Raw genomic sequence first — 22,295 nt, 5'->3', positions numbered from 1 at the left:
CTCACTGCTCCCAGTGGTTGGTGTTGGTGACGGTCCCCGCGCTGAGGTAGCCCGCGAACACGCCCTTGGGGTCGCGGGCGGCCCGGATCCCCTGGAGCCGACGCCACTGCGTGTCGCCCATGAACCTGAGCTGCCGCACGGTGAAGTCGGAGTCGCCGAGGTACTGGCCGGCGGTCACCGGCTGCATCGCCGCCATCGCCGCGTCCAGCCAGGCGCGCAGCTCGCCGTCGCGCGCCGGCTCGTCGTGGACGACATAGGTCGCGCAGTAGATCTCGGACTGCAACGAGAAGGCCATGTCGGGCAGCCGGCGCAGCGGGGCCATGGAGAACCAGATGGTGAAGGTGCCCGGGGTGGGGTGTTCGGTGAACGCCTTGCGGATCGCGGGCACCACCTCGGCCGCCTCACCGGTCAGCCAGGCGTTGTCGACCAGGTAGCGGTGGCCCTCCGGGTTGGCGGTCCGCTGGTTCTCCAACTGGGCGGCGAGCGTGGTGGGTTCGGCCTCCACCCGGAACAGTGCGCGGTCCGCGAAGGGGTTGGCGTGCAGCGGGGCGAGGGCCTCGGCCGCCTCCTCGGGGGTGTCCGTCATCGACACCCCCGTGACCAGCAGCACGGGCGTGTCGGAGCCCGGCGGGGTCTGGGTGAGGGCGACGATCTCCACCAGGTCGGACACCGTGTGGTGCATCCCGTGCAGCCAGGTCATGACCTCGTCGAACAGATCCAGCGGGTAGGCGTGGACCGTGTGGGCGAGGTGCCGGGGGAGGGGGCGGGTGCGCAGATGGAAGCGGGTGACGACCCCGAAGAACCCGGGACCCGCGCCGCGCGCCGCCCAGAACAGATCGCTGTTGCTCGTCTCGTCCGCGCGCACCAGCTCGCCCTCGGCGGTGACGACGTCGATCGCCACGACGTTCTCCGCCGCCCAGCCCCAGCCACGCGCGTTCCAGCCCTGCCCGCCCTGGAGCAGGAAGCCGCCGATGCCGACGGAGGGACAGTGCCCGCCGTTGAAGAACCGGCCGAACCCGGCGAGATACGGGTTGAGTTCGTCGCCGCCCTTGACCCCGGGCGCGGCGGTCACGATCCCGGTGTCCGGGTCGTAGGCCAGTTCACGCAGGCCGCCGAGGTCGATCAGCAGCGCGTCCGCGCGCACCGACCAGGCGGCCCAGCTGTGCCCGCCGGAGCGGACGGCGACCTGCCAGCCGCGCTCCAGGGCGAGCCGTACGCCCTCGACGACGTCCTCCTCGGAGGCGGCCATGAGCACGGCCGCGGGCCTGCGGTCGGACGGGCGGCGCGCGTTGAACACCCGGCCGAGGACGGCTTCCTCGAAGCCGTCGTCACCGGGCAGGTGCAGAGTGCCGGAGAACCTGTTCATACGCGTCCTCACTTGACCGCGATCGGGTTGACGGGGGCGCCGACCGCTCCGGTCACCGGAAGCGGCGCCGCGACCAGCAGGAATTCATACACGCCGTCGGCCGCGCAGTCCTGCGCGAGGGCCTCCAGGTCCCACATCTCGCCCAGCGGCAGACCCATGTTGGGGATCGCGATCTGGTGCAGCGGGGACATCGCCGGCTCGGCGAACTCGTACGGCCGTACCTCCAGGCCCCAGGTGTCGGAGGCGATGGCGGCCAGCTCGGTGCGGTGCAGCCAGCCCAGCGAGGTGAAGGAGAGACCGGGCGCGTCACCGGCGGCGTACGTGCCCCACTCGCCCAGCCGCCGTACCCGGCCGAGCTGGCCGGTCCGCAGCAGGACGAGGTCGCCGCGCCGTACGCCCGACGTCGCGCCCTGCGCCTCGATCGTGGCCCGCAGATGCTCCTCCCTGATGGGGAAGCCGTCCGGGAGTTCACCGTGCTCGTCGCCGACGGCCCGGCCCACGTCGAGCAGGACGCCCCGCCCGGTGAACGCGTCCCGCATGTGCTCGATGCCCGTGACCGAGTCTCCGTCGCCGTTGACGATGGTGCACGGACGGCCGTTCCACGCCTGCTTGTTGTCGTAGATGTGGCCGAGCCCGTCCCACTGCGTGGACGCCTGCAACGGCATCACCACATGGTCGTCGGCGCCGCCGAACCCGTGCGGGAAGCCCTGGGTACCCGCCGCCGCGTCCGAGCCGGTGTCCTTCATGTAGTGCACCGGGTTGATCCGGCCCCGGAAGCCGCGCTGCGGACCCGACTCGTTGAACTCCAGCGACAGGGAGAAGGACCGCCCCCGCCGGACCAGCCCGGCCGCGTGGGCGCGGATCGCGTCGTCGATGAAGTTGAGCGTGCCCAGCACGTCGTCCTCGCCCCACCGGCCCCAGTTGCGGTAGGCGGCGCGGGCCTTGGCGAGCTCCTCCTCGATGGGACCGAGGGTACGGCCGGCAGTCATCGGGTACGTCCTTTCAGCAGCAGGTCGAGAGCGTTGCCGCCCGCGACGGCGGCCCGGTCGGCCGGGGCCAGACCGGCGGCGTCCAGCCGGGCCAGCGGGTCGTCGACACCCATGTCGAAGGGGTGATCCGTACCGAGCACGACCCGGTCCGCACCCACCTCCTCCACCAGATGGCGCAGCGCGCGCGGGGTGTAGACCAGCGCGTCGAACCACATGCGCCGCAGATAGGCGCTCGGCGGCTCGGCACAGCCGCGCGCGTCCTCGCGCACCCGCCAGGCGTGGTCGGAGCGCCCGATGTACGTCGGCAGATAGCCGCCTCCGTGCGCCGCCACCAGCTTCAGCCGGGGGAACCGGTCCAGGACGCCCGTGAAGATCAGCCGCGACAGCGCCACCGTCGTCTCCACCGGCTGCCCGACCGTGTTGCCCAGGTAGTGCGTGGCCAGCCGCTCGCCCAGCGAGCACCCCCACGGGTGCACGAACACGACGGCCCCGAGGTCCTCGGCCGCCGCCCACACCGGGTCGTGCGCCGGGTCGGCCAGCTCGCGTCCGTCCACGCTCGTGGAGACGCTGACGCCGTACAGCCCGAGGTCCGTGACCGCGTGCTCCAGCGCCGCGACGGCCAGGTCCGGGTGCTGGAGCGGCACTGTGCCGAGTCCGTACAGCCGGTGCGGCGCCAGGGCGCAGTGGGCGGCGACGGCCTCGTTGACGGTACGGGTGAGGCGCACCGCGCTCGTCCGGGCCGTCCAGTAGTGGTGCATCGGCATCGGCCCGACCACCTGGATGTCGACGCCCATCGCGTCCAGGTCGGCCAGTCGTTCGGGGACGTCCGTCAGCTTCGGTTGCAGCCGTTCCAGCTGGGCCCGGTTGACGGCCAGGGAGGCGGGCGAGTGGGCGCGCTGCTCGGCGGCCAGCTCGGCGGCGAAGCCGGGCGCGCCCGCGACGAGGGCCGCGGCGGCGGGGACGGCGAGATGGCCGTGGAAGTCGATGACGCGGCCGCTCTCGGGCGGCCTCACGCCGCCGCCGTCAGCGAGTGCAGCGTCTCCGACATGATCCGGGCGGGGTCGGCGCCGGGCGTACCCGGGTGGATCTCCCAGTCGGCGAGCCGGAGGGAGTTCTCCAGCACCATCCGCACCCGCGGCAGCCGCCGGGACATGAAGTGCTCCAGCGCCTTCTCCAGCGGCTCCTCGCCGGTCACCAGCTCGGCCAGCAGCACCGCGTCCTCCATGCACATCGCGGCGCCCTGCGCGATCAGCGGCGGACAGGCGTGCGCCGCGTCGCCGATGACCGCCGCCCGGCCCCGGTACCAGTCCTCGTCGACCAGCACCGCCTCGATCCAGCGGTAGTCGACCGCCGTGTCGTCGGGCAGGGCGGCGAGGATCGCGCCCCAGGTGCCGCCGTAGCCGGCGCCGCGCTCGCGCAGCAGGGCCAGCGGGGCGCGCGGCCCGATCAGGGAGGCGTCCAGGTTCTCGTCGAGGAGGTAGGCGTAGCACTGGTCGGGGGAGATCGGGCTGTAGCCGGCCTTGAAGCGGGGGCCGCCGTAGTACACCTCGGCGCAGTCCATCTCGGCGGGCCGGTCGGCGACCACCCGGAAGATGGACATGCCGACGGGCCGGGGCCGCTGGGTGAGGCCGATGAGGGCGCGGGTGGCCGAGTTGATGCCGTCGGCGCCGACGAGCAGGTCGTAGCGGCCCGTGGTGCCGTCGCTGAAGGTGACGTCGACGTGGTCGGGGGACTGGTCGAGACGCTCGACGCTCAGGCCGAGACGGACGGTCACCCCGTGCGCGCGCACCGCGTCGCACAGCGCGCCCTGGAGGTCCGAGCGGAGCGCACCCGCGGTCGAGGGCAGATCGGGGCCACCCGTGTGCGGGGTGGCGAGTTCGGTGATCAGGGAGCCGTCGGCCCGCCGCAGCCGCATGATGTCGAAGGGCACCGCCCGGGCCAGCACCCGGTCCAGCACGCCCACGGAGCGCAGGGCCTTCAGGGCGTTGCCCTGGACGGTGATGCCATGGCCCACTCCGTACCACTGGGGCGAGATCTCGACGAGCTCCACCTCGACCCCGCGCTGGGCGAGAGCGAGACACAGCACGCTTCCGGTGATGCCGCCGCCGACGACGAGCACCTTCTGAACGGGCATGGGCAGTCCTTGCGAAAGTAGAAAGACGACAGTGGGGGGTCAGCCGGTGAAGCGCGGGCCCAGCTCGTGGTAGTGCTCGACGGCCGGCGGGGCGGCGAAGAACGGCCCGACCAGGGCCCGCCAGCGGCCGAACCGCTCCGACTCCCGGAATCCGACCGTGTGCGCCTCGACCGACTCCCAGCCGACGAGCAGCAGATAGGTCCGGGGCCGCTCCGCGCCGCGCAGCAGCTCCGCCCAGCGGAACCCGTCCGCCTCGGCGAGCACCTCGCGGGCCTTGCCGAAGACCTCCTCGAATTCCGCCTCCCGGCCTTCCTCGACGGTCAGCTCGGCATGCTCGACGATCACGGCGTACTCCTCGGTTCGGGGTGGCTCCGAGCCTGATCGGCGGTCCGTGCAGGGTCAACGGATCGAGTCATCGGCAAGGGGGACGTCATCCATCCCGGACGGCGATGGCGGCGGCGCCGGGCGGCCGTACATCGCCGCAGGCAGGGCGCGGGCAGGCGGCCGGCCGGGCCCGCGGGCCCGGGTGATGGCTGGCATCGCGGATGGCCATTTCCGCCGTCCGGCCGAGGTGCCTAGCGTCGGATGGCGAGCCCCCATCCGTACGAGGAGAGCCGCCCGTGCCCGAACCTTCCCCCTCCCTTGCCGGCCCCTTCGCGCTCGGCACCTTCCGCGGCGGCGCAGCCGCCTTCCCCGGCCTGGTCACGGGTGCGCGGGTGCGCGACCTCTCCGGCCTGGTGGCGTCGGTACGCGCCCTGGTCGAGGACTGGGACGCCTGGCTGCCCCGACTGCACGAGCTGGCCGACGACCCCGGGGGCGCCTGGCACGATCTGGCCGACCTGCAGGTCCTCGCCCCGATCGAGCCCGGCCAGATCCTCCAGAGCGGCGCCAACTACCGCAGGCATGTGGTCGATCTGGTCGCCGCCGAGAAGGAGAGCGTGCACGGCGCCACCCCCGAGGAGGCCCGCGCGGACGCCGAGCGGATGATGGACGAACGGATCCGCAACGGAGTCCCGTACGTCTTCCTCGGCTCCCCGCGCGCGATGTGCGGCCCCTACGACGACATCGTGCTGCCCGCGCTCGGCGAACAGCACGACTGGGAGCTGGAACTCGCCCTCGTCATCGGCAAGCCGGGCAAGGACATCCCGCAGGAGGAGGCGATGGAGTACGTCGCCGCCTACACGATCTGCAACGACCTCACCACCCGCGACCGCCTCTACCGGCCCGATCTCAAGGCCATCGGCACCGACTGGTTCACCGCCAAGAACGCCGACACCTTCCTGCCGACCGGCCCCTTCCTCGTCCCGGCCGCCTTCGTCGGCGACCCCGACGACCTGAGGATCACCCTCCGGCACAACGGGACCGTCCGGCAGGACGAGTCCACCAAGGACATGATCTTCGACATCCCACGCCTCATCGCCTACGTCTCCACGACCACCACCCTGCGCCCCGGCGATCTGCTCCTCACGGGCTCCCCGGCCGGGAACGGCGCCCACTGGGGCGTCTTCCTCCAGCCCGGTGACGTGCTGGAGGCGGAGATCACGGGCCTGGGCCGGCAGCGCAACAACGTCAGGAGCGCCCTGTGACCTTCCAGCCCATCAGCCATCTGCGCCATGTCGACCTGGCCGTCCCCGACTTCGAGAAGCAGCGTGCCTTCTACGGCGACACCTGGGGCCTGACCGAGATCGCGAACGACAGCGGGCTCGCCTTCTTCGCCGCCGAGGGCAGTCCCGAGAGTTACGTCGTCCGGATCCGCGAGGACGCGCGCAAGCGCATGGACCTGGTGGCCTTCGGCGCGGTCTCGGCGGCGGCCGTGGACGAACTGGCCCTGCGGCTCGGCCGGGCCGGGGTACAACTCGTCCACGAGCCGAAGGCGTTGGACACCCCGGGCGGCGGCTACGGCATCCGGTTCTTCGACCCCGACGGCCGGGTGGTGGAGGTGTCGGCCGAGGTCGCCACCCGCACCCACCGCAGGATCGAGGAACGCGAGGCGATCCCGGTGCGCCTGTCGCACTGCGTGATCAACTCCCGTGACCCGGAAGGGCTCAGGGACTTCTACATCGAGCACCTCGGCTTCCGGCTCACCGACACCCTGTACTCCGCGCACATGGGCGACCTCATGTACTTCCTGCGGTGCAGCCCCCTGCACCACTCCTTCGCCATCGCGCGCGGCCCCCATGTCTCGCTGCACCACGCCTCGTTCGAGATGCGCGGCGTCGAGGAGTACATGCGCGGCACCGGGCGGGCGCTGCGCGCCGGAACCCGGCTCACCTGGGGCCCCGGCCGCCATCTCGCGGGCGACAACACCTTCTCGTACTTCCACGACCCGCACGGCAACACCGTGGAGTACACCACCGAACTCGCCGTCCTCGAAGAGGACCTGTGGCACCCCGGCCGCCACGACGTGGACGACCCGATCACCCAGGACCAGTGGGGGACCGCCGACCCGATGAGCGAGTCGGTCGCCAAGGAGCAGTTCAACGACCCCGATGTGCTCTTCGAAGCGCCGCCCGTCTGATCACTCGTAGAAAGGCCGCAGTTGTGGCAGAGATCCTGAAGCACGCCGTGCCCAAGGCCGAGGTCACCGCCTCGCTGGACCAGGTGCGCGCGACCGTGACGGACGTGGTCGCGGACATCCGCGAGCGCGGGGACGACGCGGTGCGCGCGTACTCCGAGAAGTTCGACCGGTGGAGCCCCGACTCCTTCCGGCTGAGCGAGGAGGAGATCGAGAAGATCGTGGTCTCGGTGCCCCGGCAGGTCATCGACGACATCCGCTTCGTGCAGGACCAGGTGCGGGCCTTCGCCCGCCGGCAGCTCGACTCCCTCGGTGAGTTCGAGGTGGAGACCCTGCCCGGGGTGAGGCTCGGTCAGAAGCACATCCCGGTGCAGGCCGCGGGCGCCTACATCCCCGGCGGCCGCTATCCGCTCACCGCCTCCGCCCACATGACCATCGTCACCGCCAAGGTGGCCGGAGTACCGCGGGTCGTGGCCTGCACCCCGCCCATCCGGGGCGAGATACCGGCCGCGACCGTCGCCGCCATGCATCTCGCGGGCGCCGACGAGATCTGGCTGCTCGGCGGGGTCCAGGCGGTCGCCGCGATGGCCGTGGGCACCGGCACCATGAGCCCGGTGAACCTGATCGCCGGCCCCGGCAACGCCTATGTCGCCGAGGCCAAGCGCCAGCTCTTCGGCGAGATCGGCATCGACCTGTTCGCCGGCCCCACCGAGATCCTCGTCCTCGCCGACGACGCCGCGGACCCCTTCGTCTGCGCGGTCGACCTGCTCTCCCAGGCCGAGCACGGCCCCGACTCGCCCGCCGTCCTGATCACCACCTCCCGCGAGGTCGCCGAGAAGACGATCGCCGAGGTCGAACGCCTGCTGCCCGGCATGCCGACCCGGGACTTCGCGGAGCCCGCCTGGCGCGACCACGGGCAGGTGCACGTCGTCGACTCGACCGACGAACTGTACGCGCTGGCCGATGAGTTCGCCTTCGAGCACGTGGAGGTCCTCACCCGGGAGCCGCGTCTGGCCCTGGAGCGGATGACCCAGTACGGCGCCCTGTTCCTCGGCGAGGGCACCTGTGTCTCCTTCGGCGACAAGGTCATCGGCACCAACCACGTCCTGCCGACGCGTGGCGCCGCCCGCTACACCGGCGGCCTGTGGGTGGGGAAGTACCTCAAGACGGTCACCTACCAGGAGGTCACCGACACCGGCTCCCAGGCGTTGCTGGGCCGGCTGTGCGGCCGCGCGTCCAGGGTGGAGCTGTTCGAGGGGCACGCCCGCTCCGGCGACGTACGGGCCGCGAAGGCCGCGGGCGACGACCTTCCCTGGAACACCGTATGAGCCTCGACGGCCGTACGGCACTGGTCACGGGCGGCGGCGGGCCGCTGGGGCGGGCCTTCGCGCTCGCCCTGGCGGCGGCCGGGGCCCGGGTGGTCCTCGCCGGCCGGAACGAACAGGCGCTCGCGGAGGCGGCGGCCCGGGTGGAGAAGGAGGGCGGTGCCGCCCGTGCGGCGGTCTGTGACGTCTCCGACCCGGGCGCGGTGCGTGCGCTCGCGGCCGAACTCGCCGACGAGGACGTCTCGTTGCTCGTGAACAACGCCGGAGTCGCGGGCCCGGTGAAGCCGTTGACGGACATCGAACCCGACGAGTGGGACGACGTGTTCGCCGCCAACGTCCGCGGGGTCTATCTGATGTGCCGGGCCTTCCTCCCGCCGATGCTGGCGGCCGGCCGCGGCGACGTCGTCAACGTGGCCTCTGTGAGCGGCAAACGCCCGCTGCTGCACCGCACCCCGTACACGGCCTCCAAGATGGCCCTGCTCGGCCTGACCCGCACCCTCGCGGGGGAGGTCGGCCCGAGCGGTGTCGCGGTCAACTCGCTCTCCCCGGGACCGGTCCGGGGCCCGCGCATGGACCGCAACTTCCGGCTCACCGCCGAACTGACCGGCTGCACGGTCGAGGAGGCCGAGCACGACTTCGCCTCGCGCGCGGCGCTGGGCCGCCTGGTCGAGGAGGACGAGGTCGCCCAGGCCCTGGTGGCCATGCTGGCGATGCCGGGGCTGTGCGGCGCCGACATCGACCTGTCGGCGGGGATGATCGCACCGGCCTGAACGGAGACCGGAGGGACATGCTGAAGGGGGCGGTGTCACACCGCCCCCTTCGTGCTTTCGCCACGCTGTGTGATCCCTGTCAACCCATCCGCCCGATCCAAGGCATCGGGTTCCGGAATGGGTGTGCGCCAGGCCTATTCGCCTATTTCCAGGGCTGATTCACTCCCTCGTACGCACCCCAGGTGCCCCACGCGGAACCGTTGCCGCCCCCTGTCCGGCGGCCGGTTCGTCACATCGCGTGACGGTGTACTCGAATCCGTGGAAAGGCAAGTCATGACGCTGATGACCCGACGCTCCCTCCTGATCGCCGGTACCGCCACGGCCGGCGCCCTGCTGGTGCCCGTCGGTTCCGTGCAGGCCGCGCCGGTGACGTCGGGGCGGCAGCTGACGGTGGGCTCCGGCGAGACGTACGAGGTCGCCGCGACCACCCGGCTGAACCGGCTGACCCTGGCCGACGGCGGCACGCTCACCGCCCCCGAGGGATACGGCCTCACCCTGACCGTCGACGGCGTCGAGACCGGCCAGCAGCTGACCGCCACCGGCGGCACCGCCACCGTCGTCCGGCCCGGCACCTACCGCGGGGACGTCGTCCTGACCGTGGCGGTCGCGAACGACATCACCTACGAGACCCTGACCTTCCCGTTCCGGCAGGCGGTGTACGTCGACGCCGACGGCGTGGTGAAGGACAAGTCGGTGCTGGCGGCCGTGCTCGGCGGCAGGCTCACCGACACCCTCGCCCGCAGTGTGTCGATCACCTCCACCGGTGAGTGCTTCGACGGCGTCTTCGTGCAGGACGGCACGTACACGCTCCAGCGGCCCGTCATCTCCCTGACGGGCAACGGCCGGTGCGACTTCGCCGGGTACGGCGCGGCCGTCGTCGGCGACGGCTCCGCCACCACCCTCGTCGTCGAGGGCGCCCGGATCAGCACCAGGGGTGTGGTGCGTACCGCGGTCATCTCCAACGACGGCGCCAACGTCGTCGTCAAGGACTCGTACCTGCGCACCCGCAACGGCACGCTGCCCAGCGACTACCAGGCCACCGTCGAGACCCCGTACATGCAGTCCGTGCCGTGGATGCTGGGCCTGGACGGCAACGTCCGCGCCACCAACCTCATCGGGAAGAACAGCAGGGCCACCTACCTCAACTCCACGGTCTTCTCGGAGACCTGGGGCGCCCTGTCGGTGGAGGGCGGCAGCGGGCTGAAGCTCACGGCGGTCAACAGTCATGTCGGCAACACCGGCGAGTACGGCTACGGCACCTACGCCATCGGCGACGCCACCGTCCGCGTCCTCGGCTCCCGCTTCGACGTCGGCAGCTACGCCACCATCATCGCCGGCCCCGCGGCCGTCGTGCACTACGGCGACAGCACCCGCGACGCCGTCGCCGCGCTCAACACCGAGTTGGAACTGGGTCTGTCGGCGGCCGAACTGAAGGCGCTGCCGGTGCGCAACACGGTCGTGAACTCGGGCCACTTCGGCTACATGTTCTTCGGCGCCGGCACCCTCACCCTCGACGGCGGCACCGTCATCAACTCCGAGCGCGCCACGTTCCTCAACAAGGGCCAGCAGACCGCCATCACGGTCGACGGCTCGAAGGGCGCCCGGCTCAACCCGGCCGACGGGGTCATCCTGCAGATGATCGAGCTGGACGACCCGGGCCCGGTCAACGTCAACGGCAAGATGATGAACGTCGGCGTCTACACCGAGCCGACCACCGACCCCGCCAAGGACTCCTCCTTCGACGTCACCGCCGTCCACTCCTCCGACGGCGCCGCCACCTTCACGGACATCAAGCTGAAGGGCGACTTCTACAACGGCATGCGCAAGGGCAAGAACATGGTCCTCACCTTCGACGGCGCCACCCTCGAAGGCGTGATCTCGGCGACACGGACCAAGCACCGGGTGGCGTCCATCGACGCCTCCACCTTCTACGAGCTCGGCATCGTCACCAACACCGTCCAGGCCGCCGTCAACAACGGCGCGATCGTCACCCTGGCCGGCGGCTCCACCTGGACGGTCACCGGCACCTCGTACCTGACCTCCCTCACCCTCGCCGCCGACGCGGCCGTGAAGGCGCCGCGCGGCAAGGCGGTGACCCTGACCGTGGACGGCACGGTCACCGCGATCACCCCCGGCAGCACCTACACCGGCGCGCTCACCCTCACGGTCGCCTGACCCGGGAAGCGGACGATCAGGAGGCGGAGGCCGACCGGGCCTCCGCCTCCCGCGTGATGGCGTCGAAGCGTTCCCCCATCGCCGCCGCGAGCGCCTGAAGACCCGACAGCGGCCGCACCATGACCGTCAGCTGGTCGATCAGCCCCTCCTCGTTCAGATGGATGAAGTCACAGCCGGTCAGCTGCTTCCCGCCCACCCGCGCCGTGAACACCAGCGCGTGGTCGAGCCCTTCGCCGCCGGTGAGCTCACGCTCGTACCGGAAGTCCTCGAAGACCTCCGACACCGCGCGCAGGATCGCCGCGGTGATGGCCTTGCCGGGGTACGGCTTGAAGACGGCCGGGCTGCTGAAGACCACGTCCTCGGCCAGCAGCGCCTCGACGGCCCCGAGATCGCCGGCCTCGACCGCCGCACGGAACGCGCGCATCGGATCACCCCACAGAGATTCATAGTCAATTTGTTTACTAGGTGCGGCTGACAATAATCACCCGCTGCTACCGTGTCCACATGTCCCTCAAGTACGCCGTCCTTGCCGCCCTCCTGGAAGGCGAGGCCTCGGGCTACGAGCTGTCCAAGCTCTTCGACGTCTCCTTCGCGAACTTCTGGTCCTCGACCCCCCAGCAGCTCTACCGCGAGCTGGAGCGACTCGCGCAGGACGGGCTGATCGCGGCACGGGTGGTGGAGCAGGAACGCCGGCCCAACAAGCGGATGTTCACCCTCACCGAGGCCGGCCGGACGGACCTGGACGCCTTCGCCGCCACCGCGCCCCGCAGACCCACCGCGATCCGCGACGAGCTCCTCATCAAGATCCAGGCGGTGGACTGCGTCGACCCGGCAGCGGGCCTCGCGCTGATCGAGGAGCGGCTCGGCTGGTCCCGGGCCAAGCTGGCCCGCTACCGGCGCGTCCGGGAGCGGCTGCTCGCCGGGCGCACCGAGGAGGCGTACCTGGCCGAGGCCGACCGGATCGGCCCGTACCTGACCCTGATGGCCGGGATCGGCTTCGAGGAGGAGAACATCCGCTGGTGCGAGCGCGCGAGCGTGCTCATCGGGCGCCGGGCCGCCGTAGGCTGAGGGCGATGTTCAGTCCCGAAGGTCCCAGCCTGCGCGAACTCGCCGTCCAGGCCCTGTCGTCCGTCGAGCACGGCTACGACCTCCTCGCGCCCAAGTTCGACCACACCCCGTTCCGCACCCCGGACTCGGTGCTGTCCGCCGTGACCGCCGCCCTGAAGGAGTCCGGCCCCTACGACGACGGCCTCGACCTGTGCTGCGGCACGGGCGCCGGCCTGGACGTCCTCGCGAGCGTCTGCACCCGCAGCGCGACCGGTGTCGACTTCAGCGCGGGCATGCTCGACGAGGCCCGTGGACGCGCACCCGGGACGGGGGCGCGGGTCTCCTGGGTGCGCGCCGACGTCCGTGCCCTGCCGTTCACGGCCGCCTTCGACCTGGTCGTGAGCTTCGGCGCGTTCGGGCACTTCCTGCCGCGCGAACTGCCCGGTCTGTTCGCCCAGGTGCACCGGGTGCTGCGGCCGGGCGGACGCTTCGCCTTCCCCGTGCTCGCCCCGCCCCGCCCCACGGACCCCGCCTTCTGGATGCTGCTCGGCTTCGACGCCGTGATGCGGGTGCGCAACGCCGTGTGGCGGCCGCCGTTCGTGATGTACTACCGCGCCTTCCGGCTCGGCGAGGTACGGCGGGAACTGGAGCGTGCCGGGTTCCGCGTGGACCTCCGCGCGCTGCCCGAGTTCGGCACGCGCGGCGACGGAAGCCCACGGGTCCGTATGGTCGAGGCCCGCCGGGTGGCGTGATCGCCGGGCCGGGGCGGTCACAAGGCGCTGTACAGGGCGTCGACCAGGGCCATCTTGCGCGGATCGTCCGCGATCCTCGGCCCCATGCGGTTCATGACGTAGCCGAGCGACACCCCGGCCTCCGGATCGGCGAGCCCGCAGGACCCGCCGAACCCGTCATGGCCGACCGCCCGCGGATTGGGTCCGTAGGAGCCGCTCGCGCCGCTGAGCCACAGCCCCAGCGCGATCTCCGTGTCGTGGCCGAGCCCGACCCCCAGCACCAGGTCCAGGCAGGCCCCCTGCCCCTCGCGCACCCGCTCGGCAGCCTCGGCGGAGAGCACCCGGTGACCCCCGTGGGAGCCGCGCCCGGCCACCACACCGTAGAGCGCGGCGACCGCGCGGGCCGTTCCGTGGCCGTTCGCCGCGGGGATCTCGGCGGCCCGCCACGCGGGTGAGTTGGCCTCGGCGGCGCCGACCAGCGGATTGGCCAGGGCGGCGAGCGCCGCGGGCGCCAACTGGGCGAACACGGCGGCCTGTTCACTGGCCGGCGGGGCCTGTGGAGGCACCAGTTCGGCGACCCGCCCGGTCTCCTTCTCCGGCAGCCCGATGGTGAAGTCGATGCCGAGCGGCCCGGTCACCTCCCGCTCCAGGAACGCCCCCGGCAGCAGCCCCGACACCCGCCGGACGACCTCCCCGACCAGGAAGCCGTAGGTGAACGCGTGATAGCCGGACCGGGTGCCCGGCTCCCACCAGGGCTCCATCGCCGCGAGGCGGGCCGTGGTCGTCCCCCAGTCGTAGAACTCCTCCAGCGAGTGCGGCTCGCGCAGCCCGGACAGCCCTGCCCGGTGCGACAGCAGATGCCGTACCGGCACGTTCTCCTTGCCCGCCGCCGCGAACTCCGGCCAGTACGCGGCGACCGGCGCGTCCAGGTCGAGCAGCCCCCGGTCGGCCAGGATGTGCGCGCACAGCGCGGTGGGCCCCTTCGTCGTCGACCAGACGTTGACGAGCGTGTCCCGCTCCCACGCGCGCGTGCGCGCCGCGTCGGCCCAGCCGCCCCACAGGTCCACCACCGGCACCCCGTCGACCGTGACGGCGACCGCGGCGCCCAGCTCGTCCCGGTCGCGGAAGTTCTCCTCGAACGCCGTGCGCACCGCCGCGAAACGCGCGTCGCAATGGCCGTGGACCTGGGGCACGTGCTCGGACATGGGGCCCTCCGTGGTACGCCGGAACCCCGGACCGCGACCCTGCGGCCCGGGCTCCCTGAACGTACCGACTGGTCGGACTGGAGGGAAGGGGCGTGCCGAGGGCTCAGGCGTACGCGCGCAGCCAGCTCACCTTGGCCGCCTCCTGGTAGGGGCCGCCGCCCTCGTGGTCGTTGAAGTCGTACACCTCGATCGCCTTGTCCTCCCATGCCCAGGCGTTGAACGCGGCGAACACCGTCGACGGCGGGCAGGTCTGGTCCTCCAGCGCCGCCGAGAACAGGGCGGGCGCGGCGCCGCGCGCGGCGAAGTGGACACCGTCGAAGTAGGACAGGGTGCGCAGCGCGTCCTGGGTGCGGCCCCGGTGCGTCTTGAGGAACAGGCCGATCTCACGGTACGGGTGACGGTCCGTCAGCGTCGCCGCGCGCGGGAAGTCGCACAGGAACGGCACGTCCGGCGCGACCGCCACCAGATCCGGTACGAGACCGCCGACGGCGATCGTGATGCCGCCGCCCTGGCTCGCGCCCAGCGCCACGGTGCGGCTCGCGTCGGTCAGCGGGTGCGAGCGGGCCGCCTCCACCGCGCGCACCGCGTCCGTGTACACCCGGCGGTAGTAGTAGTGCTCCGGCGCGTCGATGCCCCGGGTCATGAAACCGGGGTAGGAGGGCGCGCCGCCCACCGGGTCTGCGGTGCCACCGCCGCCGCCCCAGGCGCTGCCCTGGCCCCGGGTGTCCATCACGAAGTGGGCCCGGCCGGTCGACGCCCACAGCAGGTTCTCGTGCGGCAGCCCGCGCCCGCCGCCGTACCCGATGAACTCCACGACCAGCGGCAGCGGCCCTTTGGTGGCGGCCGGCACCTTCAGCCAGCCCTTCACCGGGTGCCCGCCGTACCCCGCGAACGTCACGTCGTACACGTCGACCGTCGCAAGGCCGGTCTCGACCCGCTCGAAGCGTGCGTCCAGGTCGTGCTCGCGGGCCTCCTGGAGCGTCTTGGACCAGAAGGCGTCGAAGTCCTGCGGCTCGGCGGACTCGCTGCGGTACTCGTGGAGCTCCTCGAGGGACAGGTCGAACAGGGCCATGAAGGACCGCCTTTTGTTAAGTGGCCATACGAATGATCACACCGTACGTGCCCCTCGGCGGGCCTCGCCAGACCGCGTCGCCGGCCCCGCCGCCGTCCTCGTCAGGCGGGCCTGCGCCGCGTCCACTCCGGTTCCGTGCGCGCCCATTCCCGGTCCCACTCGTCGAGCCGGTGCCGCATCGCCGTCCGGCGGATCACGGCGTGGCCGAGCAGCACCAGGGCGGCGGTCCCGCCCGCCGCGCAGGCGCCCATGGTGAGGGTGTGCTGCCAGACCGCCGTACCGGTCGGCGGCGGCGGAACGCTGCGGCCGTGCGCGTCGAACCACACGTCCACCAGATCGCCCTTGTGCGTGCCCTCGGGCACCCGGGCCTCGGCCGTGCGCGCCTTCCCGCCCGGCGGCGTCCAGCTCACGGTCACCCGGTACGTCCGCTGCCGCACCCCGTCCGCCGAGGGCAGGTTCTCGGGCACCCGGCCGACGACCTCGGCCCGCACCCGGTGCCGCTCGGCGCGCTGCTGGACCGCGACGGTCCGGGCCTCGTCATGGGCCCACAGGCCGGCCACCGCCCCGGCCAGCGGCACGGCCACCAGCAGCAGCAGGGCGACGGCCAGCGCCGTCCACGCCTCCACCACGTCCGACCGGCGGCGCAGCGGGTTCTTCCGCCACCGCCAGCCATGCATCCGGCTTCGCATGTCGACCTCCTCGCCGTCACGCGAGTGCCCACATGAAAGTGGTACCCCCATTGGAGTGCATCCGCGACCCGGGGCCGGACGCACGGGGGGTACCGTCGCGCCGGTCCGCTCAGCCGAAGCGTTCGATCCGGATGCGGTCCACCGGCTGTCCGGCGGCCACCAGCAGCCGCGAGGCGTGCTCGGCGAAGGCGTTGGACCCGCACACGTACGCCTCCCAGCCGCCGGCCGGAAGCTCCTCGAACGCCGGCCGCAGATGCGCGGCGCCCAGCCGCCCCACGGGCACGCCCGCCGGGGCCCGCCGGGTGTAGACGGGCGTGGTCTCGGCGCCGTACTCGTGTGCGTAGATCAGCTCCTCGGGGCCGCGCGCGGACACCAGCAGCCGCAGCGGCACGTCCAGGGCGCGCGCCCGCCGGTGCCGGACCATCGACATCAGCGGGACGACCCCGGAGCCGGCGCCGATCAGCAGCGCGGGCCGGTCCCCGGGCCAGGCGAAGAAGCCGCTGAGCGGCCCGCGCACCTCGACCCGGTCGCCCGGCCGTGCCCGCGTGTGGAACCAGCCGGAGACCTCGCCGCCCTCGACATGGTCCAGGGTCAGTTCGACGTGCCCCCCGTCGTCGGGCGCGGAGGCCAGCGAGTAGTGCCGCTGGGCGGTGTAGCCGTCGCCGGCGGTCAGCCGCAGCATCAGGTGCTGGCCGGGCAGATGCCCCGCCCAGGCCGGCACCGCGAACCGGAAGGTCGCCGCGTACGGGGTCTCGCGCCGGATCTCGGTGAGCGTGGCCGTCTGCCACACGGCCGCGGCCCGGTTGCTCACCGCGATCCGGCCGGGCACGGCGAACCGGGTCGGCGGGACGAAGGAGGGCGAGGCGGTGGTCTCAGTCACCGGAGTACCTCTGCTCCTCCCAGGGGTTGCCCCGCTCGTGATAGCCGTTCTGCTCCCAGAACCCCGGCTCGTCGTGGTCGAGCAGTCTGAGGCCCGCGATCCACTTGGCGCTCTTCCAGAAGTACAGATGCGGCACCAGCAGCCGCGCCGGGCCCCCGTGCTCCGCGGCGAGCGGCTTGCCGTCGTACTCCCAGGCGATCCAGGCCCGCCCGCCGGTGAGATCGGCCAGCGGCAGGTTCGTGGTGTACCCGGTGTGCGCGTACGCCACGGCGTGCGTCGACGACGCGTCCACCCCCACCCGATCGAGGAAGGCGTCCAGCGACACACCCCCGAACCGCACCCCGAACTTCGACCAGCTGGTCACACAGTGGATGTCACCCTCGTACGCCGACCCCGGCAGCGCGTGCGCCTCGTCCCAGTCCCAGGTACGGGGCTCCCGCACCAGCCCGTCGATCCGGAAGGTCCAGTCGGCGGGGGAGAGGTCCGGGGTGACCTCGGCGGAGAGCACGGGCCAGTCGTCGCCCGCGTCGTACTGCCCCGGCGGAAGACCGGGGTGGTCGACACGGGCGCGCCCGGTGAAGCCTCGGGTGACGTTCATGCTTCCACCGTACGCTGTGGTCGAGGGTGCTCCGTCCCAGGTCAGCGCACCCATCATTGCGGCCGTATGAACACTGCGCGGCACGGGGAATAGCCGCCGGGCGCCGCTCCTTGGCGATCGGTGCCGGGGCCCGTGCTCCGGACGCAGCGCAAGGAGAGTGAGGAAGAAGATGCCCAAGGCGTACGTCTTCACGCGGTACGGCGGACCGGAGACCGAGGCGTTCGTGGACGTGGACCGGCCGAGCCCCGGCCCCGGGGAGGTGCTCGTCGCGGTGCGCGCCGCCGGGGTGAACCCGGTCGACTGGAAGCTCCGCCAGGGCTACCGGCGCCCCGGTGACGGCGCCGAGCGGGTGTTCCCCTCGGTGCTGGGCAACGAGGTGGCCGGCGTGGTCGAGGAGACCGGCGAGGGCGTCACCGGGTTCGCGCCCGGCGACGAGGTGTTCGGCACCGCGGTCGCGGGCGGCTACGCCGAGTACGCGCTGCTCGCGGCCGACATCACCGCGCACCGGCCGGCCGCCCTGTCCTTCGCCGCCGCGGCCACCCTCCCCGTGGCCGCCGCGACCGCCTACGACGGCGTCCACCAGCTCGGCCTGCCCGCCGGTGCGACGCTCCTGGTGACGGGCGCGGGCGGCGGCGTGGGCGTGGCGGCCGTGCAGATCGCCCGCGCCCTCGGAGTGCGGGTCGTCGGGGTCGCGGGCGAGGGCAAGAAGGCCCTCCTGGAGTCGCTCGGCGTGGTCCACGTCCCCTCGGGCCCCGGCTGGGACGAACGCGTCCGCGCCGCCGCCCCGGACGGGGTCGACGGGGTCTACGACCTCGTCGGCGGCGAGGCGCTGCACACCGCGGCCGCCCTGGTGAAGGACCCCGCGAAACTGATCACCGCCGGTGCGCCGGCCGAGGAGGTCGAGGCGCTGGGCGGCGCCCGGGTGCTCCGGGCCCGCAGCGCGGACGTCCTGCGCGCCGTCGCGGACCTGGTCGTCGCCGGAACCCTGGACCCGCACATCACCCGGACCTTCCCGCTGGAGCGGGCCGACGAGGCCCTGCGCGAGGTCGAGAGCGGGCACGCGCAGGGCAAGATAGTGATCGAGGTCGCCGGATGAGCGCGCACATCCTGGACAACCCCGCGCTCGCCTCCCTCACCGGGCCGCACGCGCACTTCGCCGAGCGCCGGGGCCGGGTGCTGCGCTACCCGGTGGACGTCTCGCCCTGGCTGGCCCTTCCGGAGGAACCGGACGCCGACGACTGGGCGGACCTCGCGGCCCTCGCCGGTCCCGGCGCGGAGGTGCCGCTGCCCGGCTTCCGGGGCGAGGTCCCTGAGGGCTGGGAGATCACCTTCCGGGTGGAGGGGGTCCAGCTCGTCGACGACGGCCTCGCGGCGGCCCCGGATCCGGAGGCCGTCCGGCTCGGTCCCGCCGACGTCCCCGAGATGCTCGATCTGGTCGCCCGTACCCAGCCCGGACCGTTCGAGCGGCGCACCGTCGAACTGGGCACCTATCTCGGCATCCGCCGCGACGGCGCCCTGATCGCCATGGCCGGCGAGCGGCTCCACCCGCCGGGCTGGACCGAGATCAGCGCCGTCTGCACCGACCCGGCCCACCGGGGTGAGGGTCTCGCCACCCGGCTGATCCTCGCCGTCGCCCATGGCATCCGCGCCCGCGGCGAGACCCCGTTCCTGCACACCGGCGCCGGCAACACCGGCGCGATCCGCCTCTACGAGTCGCTGGGCTTCCGACTGCGCCGCAGGACCGCCTTCCTGGCGGCGCGGACACCGGAGCGGCCGGGGGCGCTGGTGCCGTGACCGAGGGCCGTCGGACTCCCGTCGGCAGGGTCAGGCGTCCGCCCGCCGGACGGTGACCTCGTACTGGTCGACCGCGCCCTCCCACTGGACGACGAGCGCGTCATCGGCCTCCGCGTCCGCCATGGCGTGGAGGCTCAGGGCCAGGGCGTGCGATTCCGGGTCGCAGAACGCGGCCAGGTAGTCGCGCAGCGCGTCGTCCCGGACGGCGGCGACCCGCTCGTGCGCCTCCTCGTCGACCTCGTCGGCCGCGTCACCGAGGCCGGCGGGGACGTCGTGGGGGCCGGTCGCGGCGTGCAGCCCGGTGGCGGCGCGCAGCGCGTCGAGGAGGCTGTCGCCGGAGGCCATCCGGGCCTCCCACACGGTCCAGGCCTTGCCGGGCAGGCCCGCGGCGGCGAGGTCGACGCCGTGCCGGGCGGCGAGCCGGCCCAGCTCGGCGCCGGACAGCACGTCGTCGTGGTCCGCTCCGAGCGCGGCGAGCTCCTCGGCGAGCCCGGCGGGGAACGCGCCCGGAACCACGGTGAACAGGGACCGGCTCGCGTCGAAGACCAGGACCGTCTCGTCGCAGTCACCGGGCGGCGTCAGCAGCAGGTGGTCCAGGCGCACGGGCTCCTCACCGGCCAGCGCCGCGCGCTGCACCCAGGCGGGTTCCCGGTCCATCTCGCTCTCGGCGAGGAAGTTGCCCGTGTAGTAGGCGCCGTAGGGAACGTCCGGGAACGAGGAGAGGGGTCGGCCGACCACCTCGCCGAGGGCCTGGGCGAGGGTGTCCCGCCAGGCGTCGGCGGTCGGGGTCGGGTGGGCGTCGGACATGGGCGAACTCCCGGGATGCGGTGCAAGAGTGACGTACAGGAGGAAGTGAACCGCACGGCACTGACATCCGGGGCCGGGCCGGTCAGCCGACGGGCGGGGTGCCCCAGGCGTTGTACCGGACCAGATACTCCGCGAACCGCTCCAGGTCCCCCTGCGGCCAGTCGGCGAGCCGCTCCCGGAAAGCCGCGCGGCGGCTCTCGGTGACCTGGCCGAGGATGCGGCGGCCGGCGTCGGTGAGATGGAGGAGCTGGACGCGGTGGTCCTCGGCGTCGACCCGGCGCTCGATCAGGGCCGCCCGCTCCAGGGCGGCCACCTGGCGGCTGACCGTCGACTTGTCCAGGGCGTGCAGCGCGGCCAGGTCGGTGGCCCGGCACCCGCCGCTCTCCTCCAGATGCCCGAGGAGGGTGTACGACACCAGCGACAGCTCGGGATGCAGCCGGCCGGCGGAGGCGCGGGCGCGCCGGGCGAAGACCGTCATCTCCCGCTGGATGGTCTCCACGGCCTCGGCTGCTTGCATGGGGGCTCCCTCAACGTTCTTGGTTGCATTCTACAACTCCAGCCGTGGGGGTGCTAATGTGATCGATCGGCCGTGGACCTCACGGCCCGTGCGACGCGAGGAGGTGAGACCGATTACCGCCGTTCGTTTCCCCGAAAGGTGTTCGTTCTTCGATGTCTCTCTCCTCTCTTCCTTCCTCCTCCTCCCGTGACGCCGTCGTCGCCGCGCTGCGCGGTGCCGGGTGCGTCTTCGCCGAGGACGAGGCGGAGCTGATCCTCTCCACCGCCCGTACGCCCGCCGAACGCGACGCCATGGTGGCCCGCCGTGTGGCCGGGCACCCGCTTGAACTCGTCGTCGGCTGGGCCGGGTTCCGCGGTCTGCGGATCACCGTGGAACCAGGCGTCTTCGTGCCTCGCCGCCGCACCGAGTTCCTCGTCGAACAGGCCCTCGCGCACGCCCCGCACGCCGCGGTCGTCGTGGATCTGTGCTGCGGTTCGGGCGCGGTCGGCGCCGCCCTGGCCGCGGCGCTCGGCGCGGTGGAACTGCACGCGGCCGACATAGACCCGGCGGCGGTGCGCTGCGCCCGCGCCAATGTCGCCGCCCACGGCGGCCACGCCCATCAGGGCGATCTGTTCGAGGCACTCCCCGGCCGGCTGCGGGGCCGGGTCGACATCCTGGCCGCCAACGTGCCGTACGTCCCCACCGACGAGGTCCCCCTGCTGCCCGCGGAGGCCCGCGACCACGAGCCCCGCACCGCCCTCGACGGCGGCGGCGACGGACTCGACGTGCTGCGCAGGGTCGCCGCCGGGGCGCCCGAGTGGCTGGCGCCCGGCGGGATCCTCCTGGTGGAGACCAGCGGGCCACAGGCCCCCGCCGCCGTCGAGGCCTTCGCCCGCGCCGGCCTGACGGTCCGTCCGGCCGAGGACGAGGAGCGGTACGCCCACGTCGTGCTGGGGACCAGGGTCAGGTAGCGGCGCCGCTGCCCGTGGGGCCGGGGGAGCTGTCGTCCCCGCGGTTCCACGGGCCGTGCCCCGGGAAGCCGCCGTGCCGGTCGTCCTTGTCCGGGCCACGGCCGCGGACGTCGGAGAAGTCGCCGGAGACGACCCGGGCCGCCGTGTAGGTGTCGCCCGAGCGGGAGCCGACGACGACCACCGTGTCGCCCTTCTTGAGCGCGGACGCCCCGGAACCGGAGCCGCCGTCGGTGCGCACCGTCGCGTCCGAACCGACCGTCCAGGTCCACGAGGTGCCGTCCTCGCTCTTCACCGTGACCCGGTCGCCGTCCACCTTCTCGACCGTGCCGCGCTGCCAGACCCGGACGACCCACTTGCCGGTGTCGCGGTCCTTCACGGTCGCCTCGCCGTGCGCCGCGTCGCCGCCGAACCCGAAACCGAACCAGGGGCCGCCACGCCCGTGGCCGCCGCCGGGCCCCTCCGACGACGGCGATGACGGTGACGAGGCCGACGGGGACGACGAGGGGGAGCCGGCGGACGAGCCGCCCGAGGCCGCCGCGTAGGCGACCGTGCCGCCGAGGGCGAGCACCGCGACGGTCGTGGCCGCGATCACCGCCCGCCCGCGCGTCGACCGGCGCCACCGGCGCGCGCCCGGCGATCCCGGCTCGCGCTCCTCGCCGCCCGGCCCCGAGAGCACCTCGACCTCTTCCGGCTGCTCTTGCTCCTGCATCACGGCTCACCTTCCTCGGCCC

The 22,295-nt window shown here is 72.9% G+C and carries 24 protein-coding genes; 10 read left to right on the top strand and 14 right to left on the bottom strand.

All coding sequences use genetic code 11. From position 1 onward, the window contains the following. Nucleotide 1 precedes the first annotated feature (1 nt). The 5 genes from ACYQ8Q_RS02965 to ACYQ8Q_RS02945 are packed head-to-tail and all read right to left on the bottom strand — an operon-like array spanning nt 2 to nt 4,834. Nucleotides 2-1,366: an FAD-binding oxidoreductase gene (locus tag ACYQ8Q_RS02965; RefSeq protein WP_460061567.1), complete on the bottom strand. Its 1,365-nt coding sequence runs from the start codon at nt 1,364-1,366 to the stop codon at nt 2-4. Nucleotides 1,367-1,374: 8 nt separating this feature from the next. Continuing rightward, nucleotides 1,375-2,355 (bottom strand): cyclase family protein, encoded by a 981-nt coding sequence (locus tag ACYQ8Q_RS02960; protein ID WP_460061565.1) that lies wholly within the window; start codon nt 2,353-2,355, stop codon nt 1,375-1,377. Beyond that, the gene (locus tag ACYQ8Q_RS02955) at nt 2,352-3,368 is read right to left on the bottom strand and encodes an amidohydrolase family protein (protein ID WP_460061563.1); all 1,017 of its coding nucleotides are present in this window, start codon (nt 3,366-3,368) and stop codon (nt 2,352-2,354) included. The genes ACYQ8Q_RS02960 and ACYQ8Q_RS02955 overlap by 4 nt, the downstream gene beginning before the upstream one ends. Continuing rightward, nucleotides 3,365-4,489 carry an FAD-dependent monooxygenase gene (locus ACYQ8Q_RS02950; RefSeq protein WP_460061562.1) on the bottom strand — a complete coding sequence of 375 codons (1,125 nt, stop codon included), beginning with the start codon at nt 4,487-4,489 and terminating at the stop codon, nt 3,365-3,367. Before ACYQ8Q_RS02950 ends, ACYQ8Q_RS02955 begins: the two co-directional genes overlap by 4 nt. 39 nt (nt 4,490-4,528) lie before the next feature. Further along, a complete protein-coding gene (locus ACYQ8Q_RS02945) occupies nt 4,529-4,834 on the bottom strand; it encodes an antibiotic biosynthesis monooxygenase family protein (protein ID WP_460061560.1) in 306 nt (101 codons plus the stop codon). A 275-nt stretch (nt 4,835-5,109) separates the two neighbouring features. On the opposite strand from ACYQ8Q_RS02945, the gene ACYQ8Q_RS02940 reads away from it, so the two are divergent. From ACYQ8Q_RS02940 to ACYQ8Q_RS02920, 5 genes are all read left to right on the top strand, one after another. Then, nucleotides 5,110-6,075, top strand: a complete 966-nt coding sequence (locus ACYQ8Q_RS02940; RefSeq protein WP_460061557.1) for a fumarylacetoacetate hydrolase family protein — start codon at nt 5,110-5,112, stop codon at nt 6,073-6,075. Next, complete coding sequence (locus ACYQ8Q_RS02935; protein ID WP_460061555.1) at nt 6,072-7,007, top strand: VOC family protein; 936 nt, start codon at nt 6,072-6,074, stop codon at nt 7,005-7,007. The genes ACYQ8Q_RS02940 and ACYQ8Q_RS02935 overlap by 4 nt, the downstream gene beginning before the upstream one ends. Nucleotides 7,008-7,030: 23 nt before the next feature. Continuing rightward, nucleotides 7,031-8,332 carry a histidinol dehydrogenase gene (hisD, locus tag ACYQ8Q_RS02930; RefSeq protein WP_460061554.1) on the top strand — a complete coding sequence of 434 codons (1,302 nt, stop codon included), beginning with the start codon at nt 7,031-7,033 and terminating at the stop codon, nt 8,330-8,332. Continuing rightward, on the top strand, nt 8,329-9,099 hold the full coding sequence (locus ACYQ8Q_RS02925) for an SDR family NAD(P)-dependent oxidoreductase (RefSeq protein WP_460061552.1): 771 nt from the start codon (nt 8,329-8,331) through the stop codon (nt 9,097-9,099). The genes hisD and ACYQ8Q_RS02925 overlap by 4 nt, the downstream gene beginning before the upstream one ends. Nucleotides 9,100-9,372: 273 nt before the next feature. Further along, the gene (locus ACYQ8Q_RS02920; RefSeq protein ID WP_460061549.1) at nt 9,373-11,274 is read left to right on the top strand and encodes a hypothetical protein; all 1,902 of its coding nucleotides are present in this window, start codon (nt 9,373-9,375) and stop codon (nt 11,272-11,274) included. Nucleotides 11,275-11,290: 16 nt separating this feature from the next. Here ACYQ8Q_RS02920 and ACYQ8Q_RS02915 read toward each other — a convergent pair whose 3' ends face one another. Then, nucleotides 11,291-11,698, bottom strand: a complete 408-nt coding sequence (locus ACYQ8Q_RS02915) for a nuclear transport factor 2 family protein (RefSeq protein WP_460061547.1) — start codon at nt 11,696-11,698, stop codon at nt 11,291-11,293. An 80-nt stretch (nt 11,699-11,778) separates the two neighbouring features. On the opposite strand from ACYQ8Q_RS02915, the gene ACYQ8Q_RS02910 reads away from it, so the two are divergent. Together ACYQ8Q_RS02910 and ACYQ8Q_RS02905 are read left to right on the top strand one after the other, a co-directional pair. Then, the gene (locus ACYQ8Q_RS02910; protein ID WP_460061545.1) at nt 11,779-12,342 is read left to right on the top strand and encodes a PadR family transcriptional regulator; all 564 of its coding nucleotides are present in this window, start codon (nt 11,779-11,781) and stop codon (nt 12,340-12,342) included. 5 nt (nt 12,343-12,347) lie between these two features. Continuing rightward, a complete protein-coding gene (locus ACYQ8Q_RS02905) occupies nt 12,348-13,073 on the top strand; it encodes a class I SAM-dependent methyltransferase (RefSeq protein WP_460061543.1) in 726 nt (241 codons plus the stop codon). Nucleotides 13,074-13,090: 17 nt separating this feature from the next. Here ACYQ8Q_RS02905 and ACYQ8Q_RS02900 read toward each other — a convergent pair whose 3' ends face one another. From ACYQ8Q_RS02900 to ACYQ8Q_RS02880, 5 genes are all read right to left on the bottom strand, one after another. Then, complete coding sequence (locus tag ACYQ8Q_RS02900; RefSeq protein WP_460061541.1) at nt 13,091-14,257, bottom strand: serine hydrolase domain-containing protein; 1,167 nt, start codon at nt 14,255-14,257, stop codon at nt 13,091-13,093. Between the two features lie 103 nt (nt 14,258-14,360). Further along, nucleotides 14,361-15,329, bottom strand: a complete 969-nt coding sequence (locus ACYQ8Q_RS02895; RefSeq protein ID WP_460061538.1) for an acetylxylan esterase — start codon at nt 15,327-15,329, stop codon at nt 14,361-14,363. Nucleotides 15,330-15,430: 101 nt separating this feature from the next. After that, on the bottom strand, nt 15,431-16,018 hold the full coding sequence (locus ACYQ8Q_RS02890) for an Rv1733c family protein (protein ID WP_460061537.1): 588 nt from the start codon (nt 16,016-16,018) through the stop codon (nt 15,431-15,433). A gap of 109 nt (nt 16,019-16,127) precedes the next feature. Continuing rightward, nucleotides 16,128-16,898 carry a ferredoxin reductase gene (locus tag ACYQ8Q_RS02885; RefSeq protein WP_460061536.1) on the bottom strand — a complete coding sequence of 257 codons (771 nt, stop codon included), beginning with the start codon at nt 16,896-16,898 and terminating at the stop codon, nt 16,128-16,130. Further along, complete coding sequence (locus tag ACYQ8Q_RS02880) at nt 16,891-17,496, bottom strand: sulfite oxidase-like oxidoreductase (RefSeq protein ID WP_460061535.1); 606 nt, start codon at nt 17,494-17,496, stop codon at nt 16,891-16,893. Before ACYQ8Q_RS02880 ends, ACYQ8Q_RS02885 begins: the two co-directional genes overlap by 8 nt. Before the next feature lie 169 nt (nt 17,497-17,665). Between ACYQ8Q_RS02880 and ACYQ8Q_RS02875 the strand changes: the two genes are divergently transcribed. Further along, nucleotides 17,666-18,592: an NADP-dependent oxidoreductase gene (locus ACYQ8Q_RS02875; protein WP_460073146.1), complete on the top strand. Its 927-nt coding sequence runs from the start codon at nt 17,666-17,668 to the stop codon at nt 18,590-18,592. Beyond that, nucleotides 18,589-19,290, top strand: coding sequence for a GNAT family N-acetyltransferase (locus ACYQ8Q_RS02870; RefSeq protein ID WP_460061533.1), 702 nt, complete (start codon nt 18,589-18,591; stop codon nt 19,288-19,290). The genes ACYQ8Q_RS02875 and ACYQ8Q_RS02870 overlap by 4 nt, the downstream gene beginning before the upstream one ends. 30 nt (nt 19,291-19,320) lie before the next feature. Here the strand turns inward: ACYQ8Q_RS02870 and ACYQ8Q_RS02865 are convergent, their stop codons facing one another. Continuing rightward, nucleotides 19,321-20,097 carry a hypothetical protein gene (locus ACYQ8Q_RS02865; RefSeq protein WP_460061531.1) on the bottom strand — a complete coding sequence of 259 codons (777 nt, stop codon included), beginning with the start codon at nt 20,095-20,097 and terminating at the stop codon, nt 19,321-19,323. 82 nt (nt 20,098-20,179) lie between these two features. Then, a complete protein-coding gene (locus tag ACYQ8Q_RS02860; RefSeq protein WP_460061529.1) occupies nt 20,180-20,614 on the bottom strand; it encodes a MarR family winged helix-turn-helix transcriptional regulator in 435 nt (144 codons plus the stop codon). Between the two features lie 152 nt (nt 20,615-20,766). Here ACYQ8Q_RS02860 and ACYQ8Q_RS02855 point away from each other — a divergent pair, with 152 nt between their 5' ends. Then, on the top strand, nt 20,767-21,564 hold the full coding sequence (locus ACYQ8Q_RS02855; protein WP_460061527.1) for a putative protein N(5)-glutamine methyltransferase: 798 nt from the start codon (nt 20,767-20,769) through the stop codon (nt 21,562-21,564). On the opposite strand, the gene ACYQ8Q_RS02850 is transcribed toward ACYQ8Q_RS02855, so the two are convergent. Then, the gene (locus ACYQ8Q_RS02850; protein ID WP_460061524.1) at nt 21,557-22,273 is read right to left on the bottom strand and encodes a hypothetical protein; all 717 of its coding nucleotides are present in this window, start codon (nt 22,271-22,273) and stop codon (nt 21,557-21,559) included. The genes ACYQ8Q_RS02855 and ACYQ8Q_RS02850 overlap by 8 nt on opposite strands. Between the last annotated feature and the right edge of the window lie 22 nt (nt 22,274-22,295).

This window comes from Streptomyces sp. YKOK-I1 (assembly GCF_054660435.1).
The sequence above is the reverse complement of the archived record's forward strand: the minus strand, read 5'-3'. Positions and strand labels throughout refer to the sequence as shown.

Coding starts and splice junctions, on each gene's coding strand:
- ACYQ8Q_RS02880 (WP_460061535.1), bottom strand. CDS start 17,496: ATGAACGTCACCCGAGGCTTCACCGGGCGCGCCCGTGTCGACCACCCC.
- ACYQ8Q_RS02890 (WP_460061537.1), bottom strand. CDS start 16,018: ATGCGAAGCCGGATGCATGGCTGGCGGTGGCGGAAGAACCCGCTGCGC.
- ACYQ8Q_RS02950 (WP_460061562.1), bottom strand. CDS start 4,489: ATGCCCGTTCAGAAGGTGCTCGTCGTCGGCGGCGGCATCACCGGAAGC.
- ACYQ8Q_RS02875 (WP_460073146.1), top strand. CDS start 17,666: ATGCCCAAGGCGTACGTCTTCACGCGGTACGGCGGACCGGAGACCGAG.
- ACYQ8Q_RS02965 (WP_460061567.1), bottom strand. CDS start 1,366: ATGAACAGGTTCTCCGGCACTCTGCACCTGCCCGGTGACGACGGCTTC.
- ACYQ8Q_RS02895 (WP_460061538.1), bottom strand. CDS start 15,329: ATGGCCCTGTTCGACCTGTCCCTCGAGGAGCTCCACGAGTACCGCAGC.
- ACYQ8Q_RS02920 (WP_460061549.1), top strand. CDS start 9,373: ATGACGCTGATGACCCGACGCTCCCTCCTGATCGCCGGTACCGCCACG.
- ACYQ8Q_RS02900 (WP_460061541.1), bottom strand. CDS start 14,257: ATGTCCGAGCACGTGCCCCAGGTCCACGGCCATTGCGACGCGCGTTTC.
- ACYQ8Q_RS02905 (WP_460061543.1), top strand. CDS start 12,348: ATGTTCAGTCCCGAAGGTCCCAGCCTGCGCGAACTCGCCGTCCAGGCC.
- ACYQ8Q_RS02855 (WP_460061527.1), top strand. CDS start 20,767: ATGTCTCTCTCCTCTCTTCCTTCCTCCTCCTCCCGTGACGCCGTCGTC.
- ACYQ8Q_RS02910 (WP_460061545.1), top strand. CDS start 11,779: ATGTCCCTCAAGTACGCCGTCCTTGCCGCCCTCCTGGAAGGCGAGGCC.
- ACYQ8Q_RS02870 (WP_460061533.1), top strand. CDS start 18,589: ATGAGCGCGCACATCCTGGACAACCCCGCGCTCGCCTCCCTCACCGGG.
- ACYQ8Q_RS02860 (WP_460061529.1), bottom strand. CDS start 20,614: ATGCAAGCAGCCGAGGCCGTGGAGACCATCCAGCGGGAGATGACGGTC.
- ACYQ8Q_RS02960 (WP_460061565.1), bottom strand. CDS start 2,355: ATGACTGCCGGCCGTACCCTCGGTCCCATCGAGGAGGAGCTCGCCAAG.
- ACYQ8Q_RS02865 (WP_460061531.1), bottom strand. CDS start 20,097: ATGTCCGACGCCCACCCGACCCCGACCGCCGACGCCTGGCGGGACACC.
- ACYQ8Q_RS02915 (WP_460061547.1), bottom strand. CDS start 11,698: ATGCGCGCGTTCCGTGCGGCGGTCGAGGCCGGCGATCTCGGGGCCGTC.
- ACYQ8Q_RS02850 (WP_460061524.1), bottom strand. CDS start 22,273: ATGCAGGAGCAAGAGCAGCCGGAAGAGGTCGAGGTGCTCTCGGGGCCG.
- ACYQ8Q_RS02925 (WP_460061552.1), top strand. CDS start 8,329: ATGAGCCTCGACGGCCGTACGGCACTGGTCACGGGCGGCGGCGGGCCG.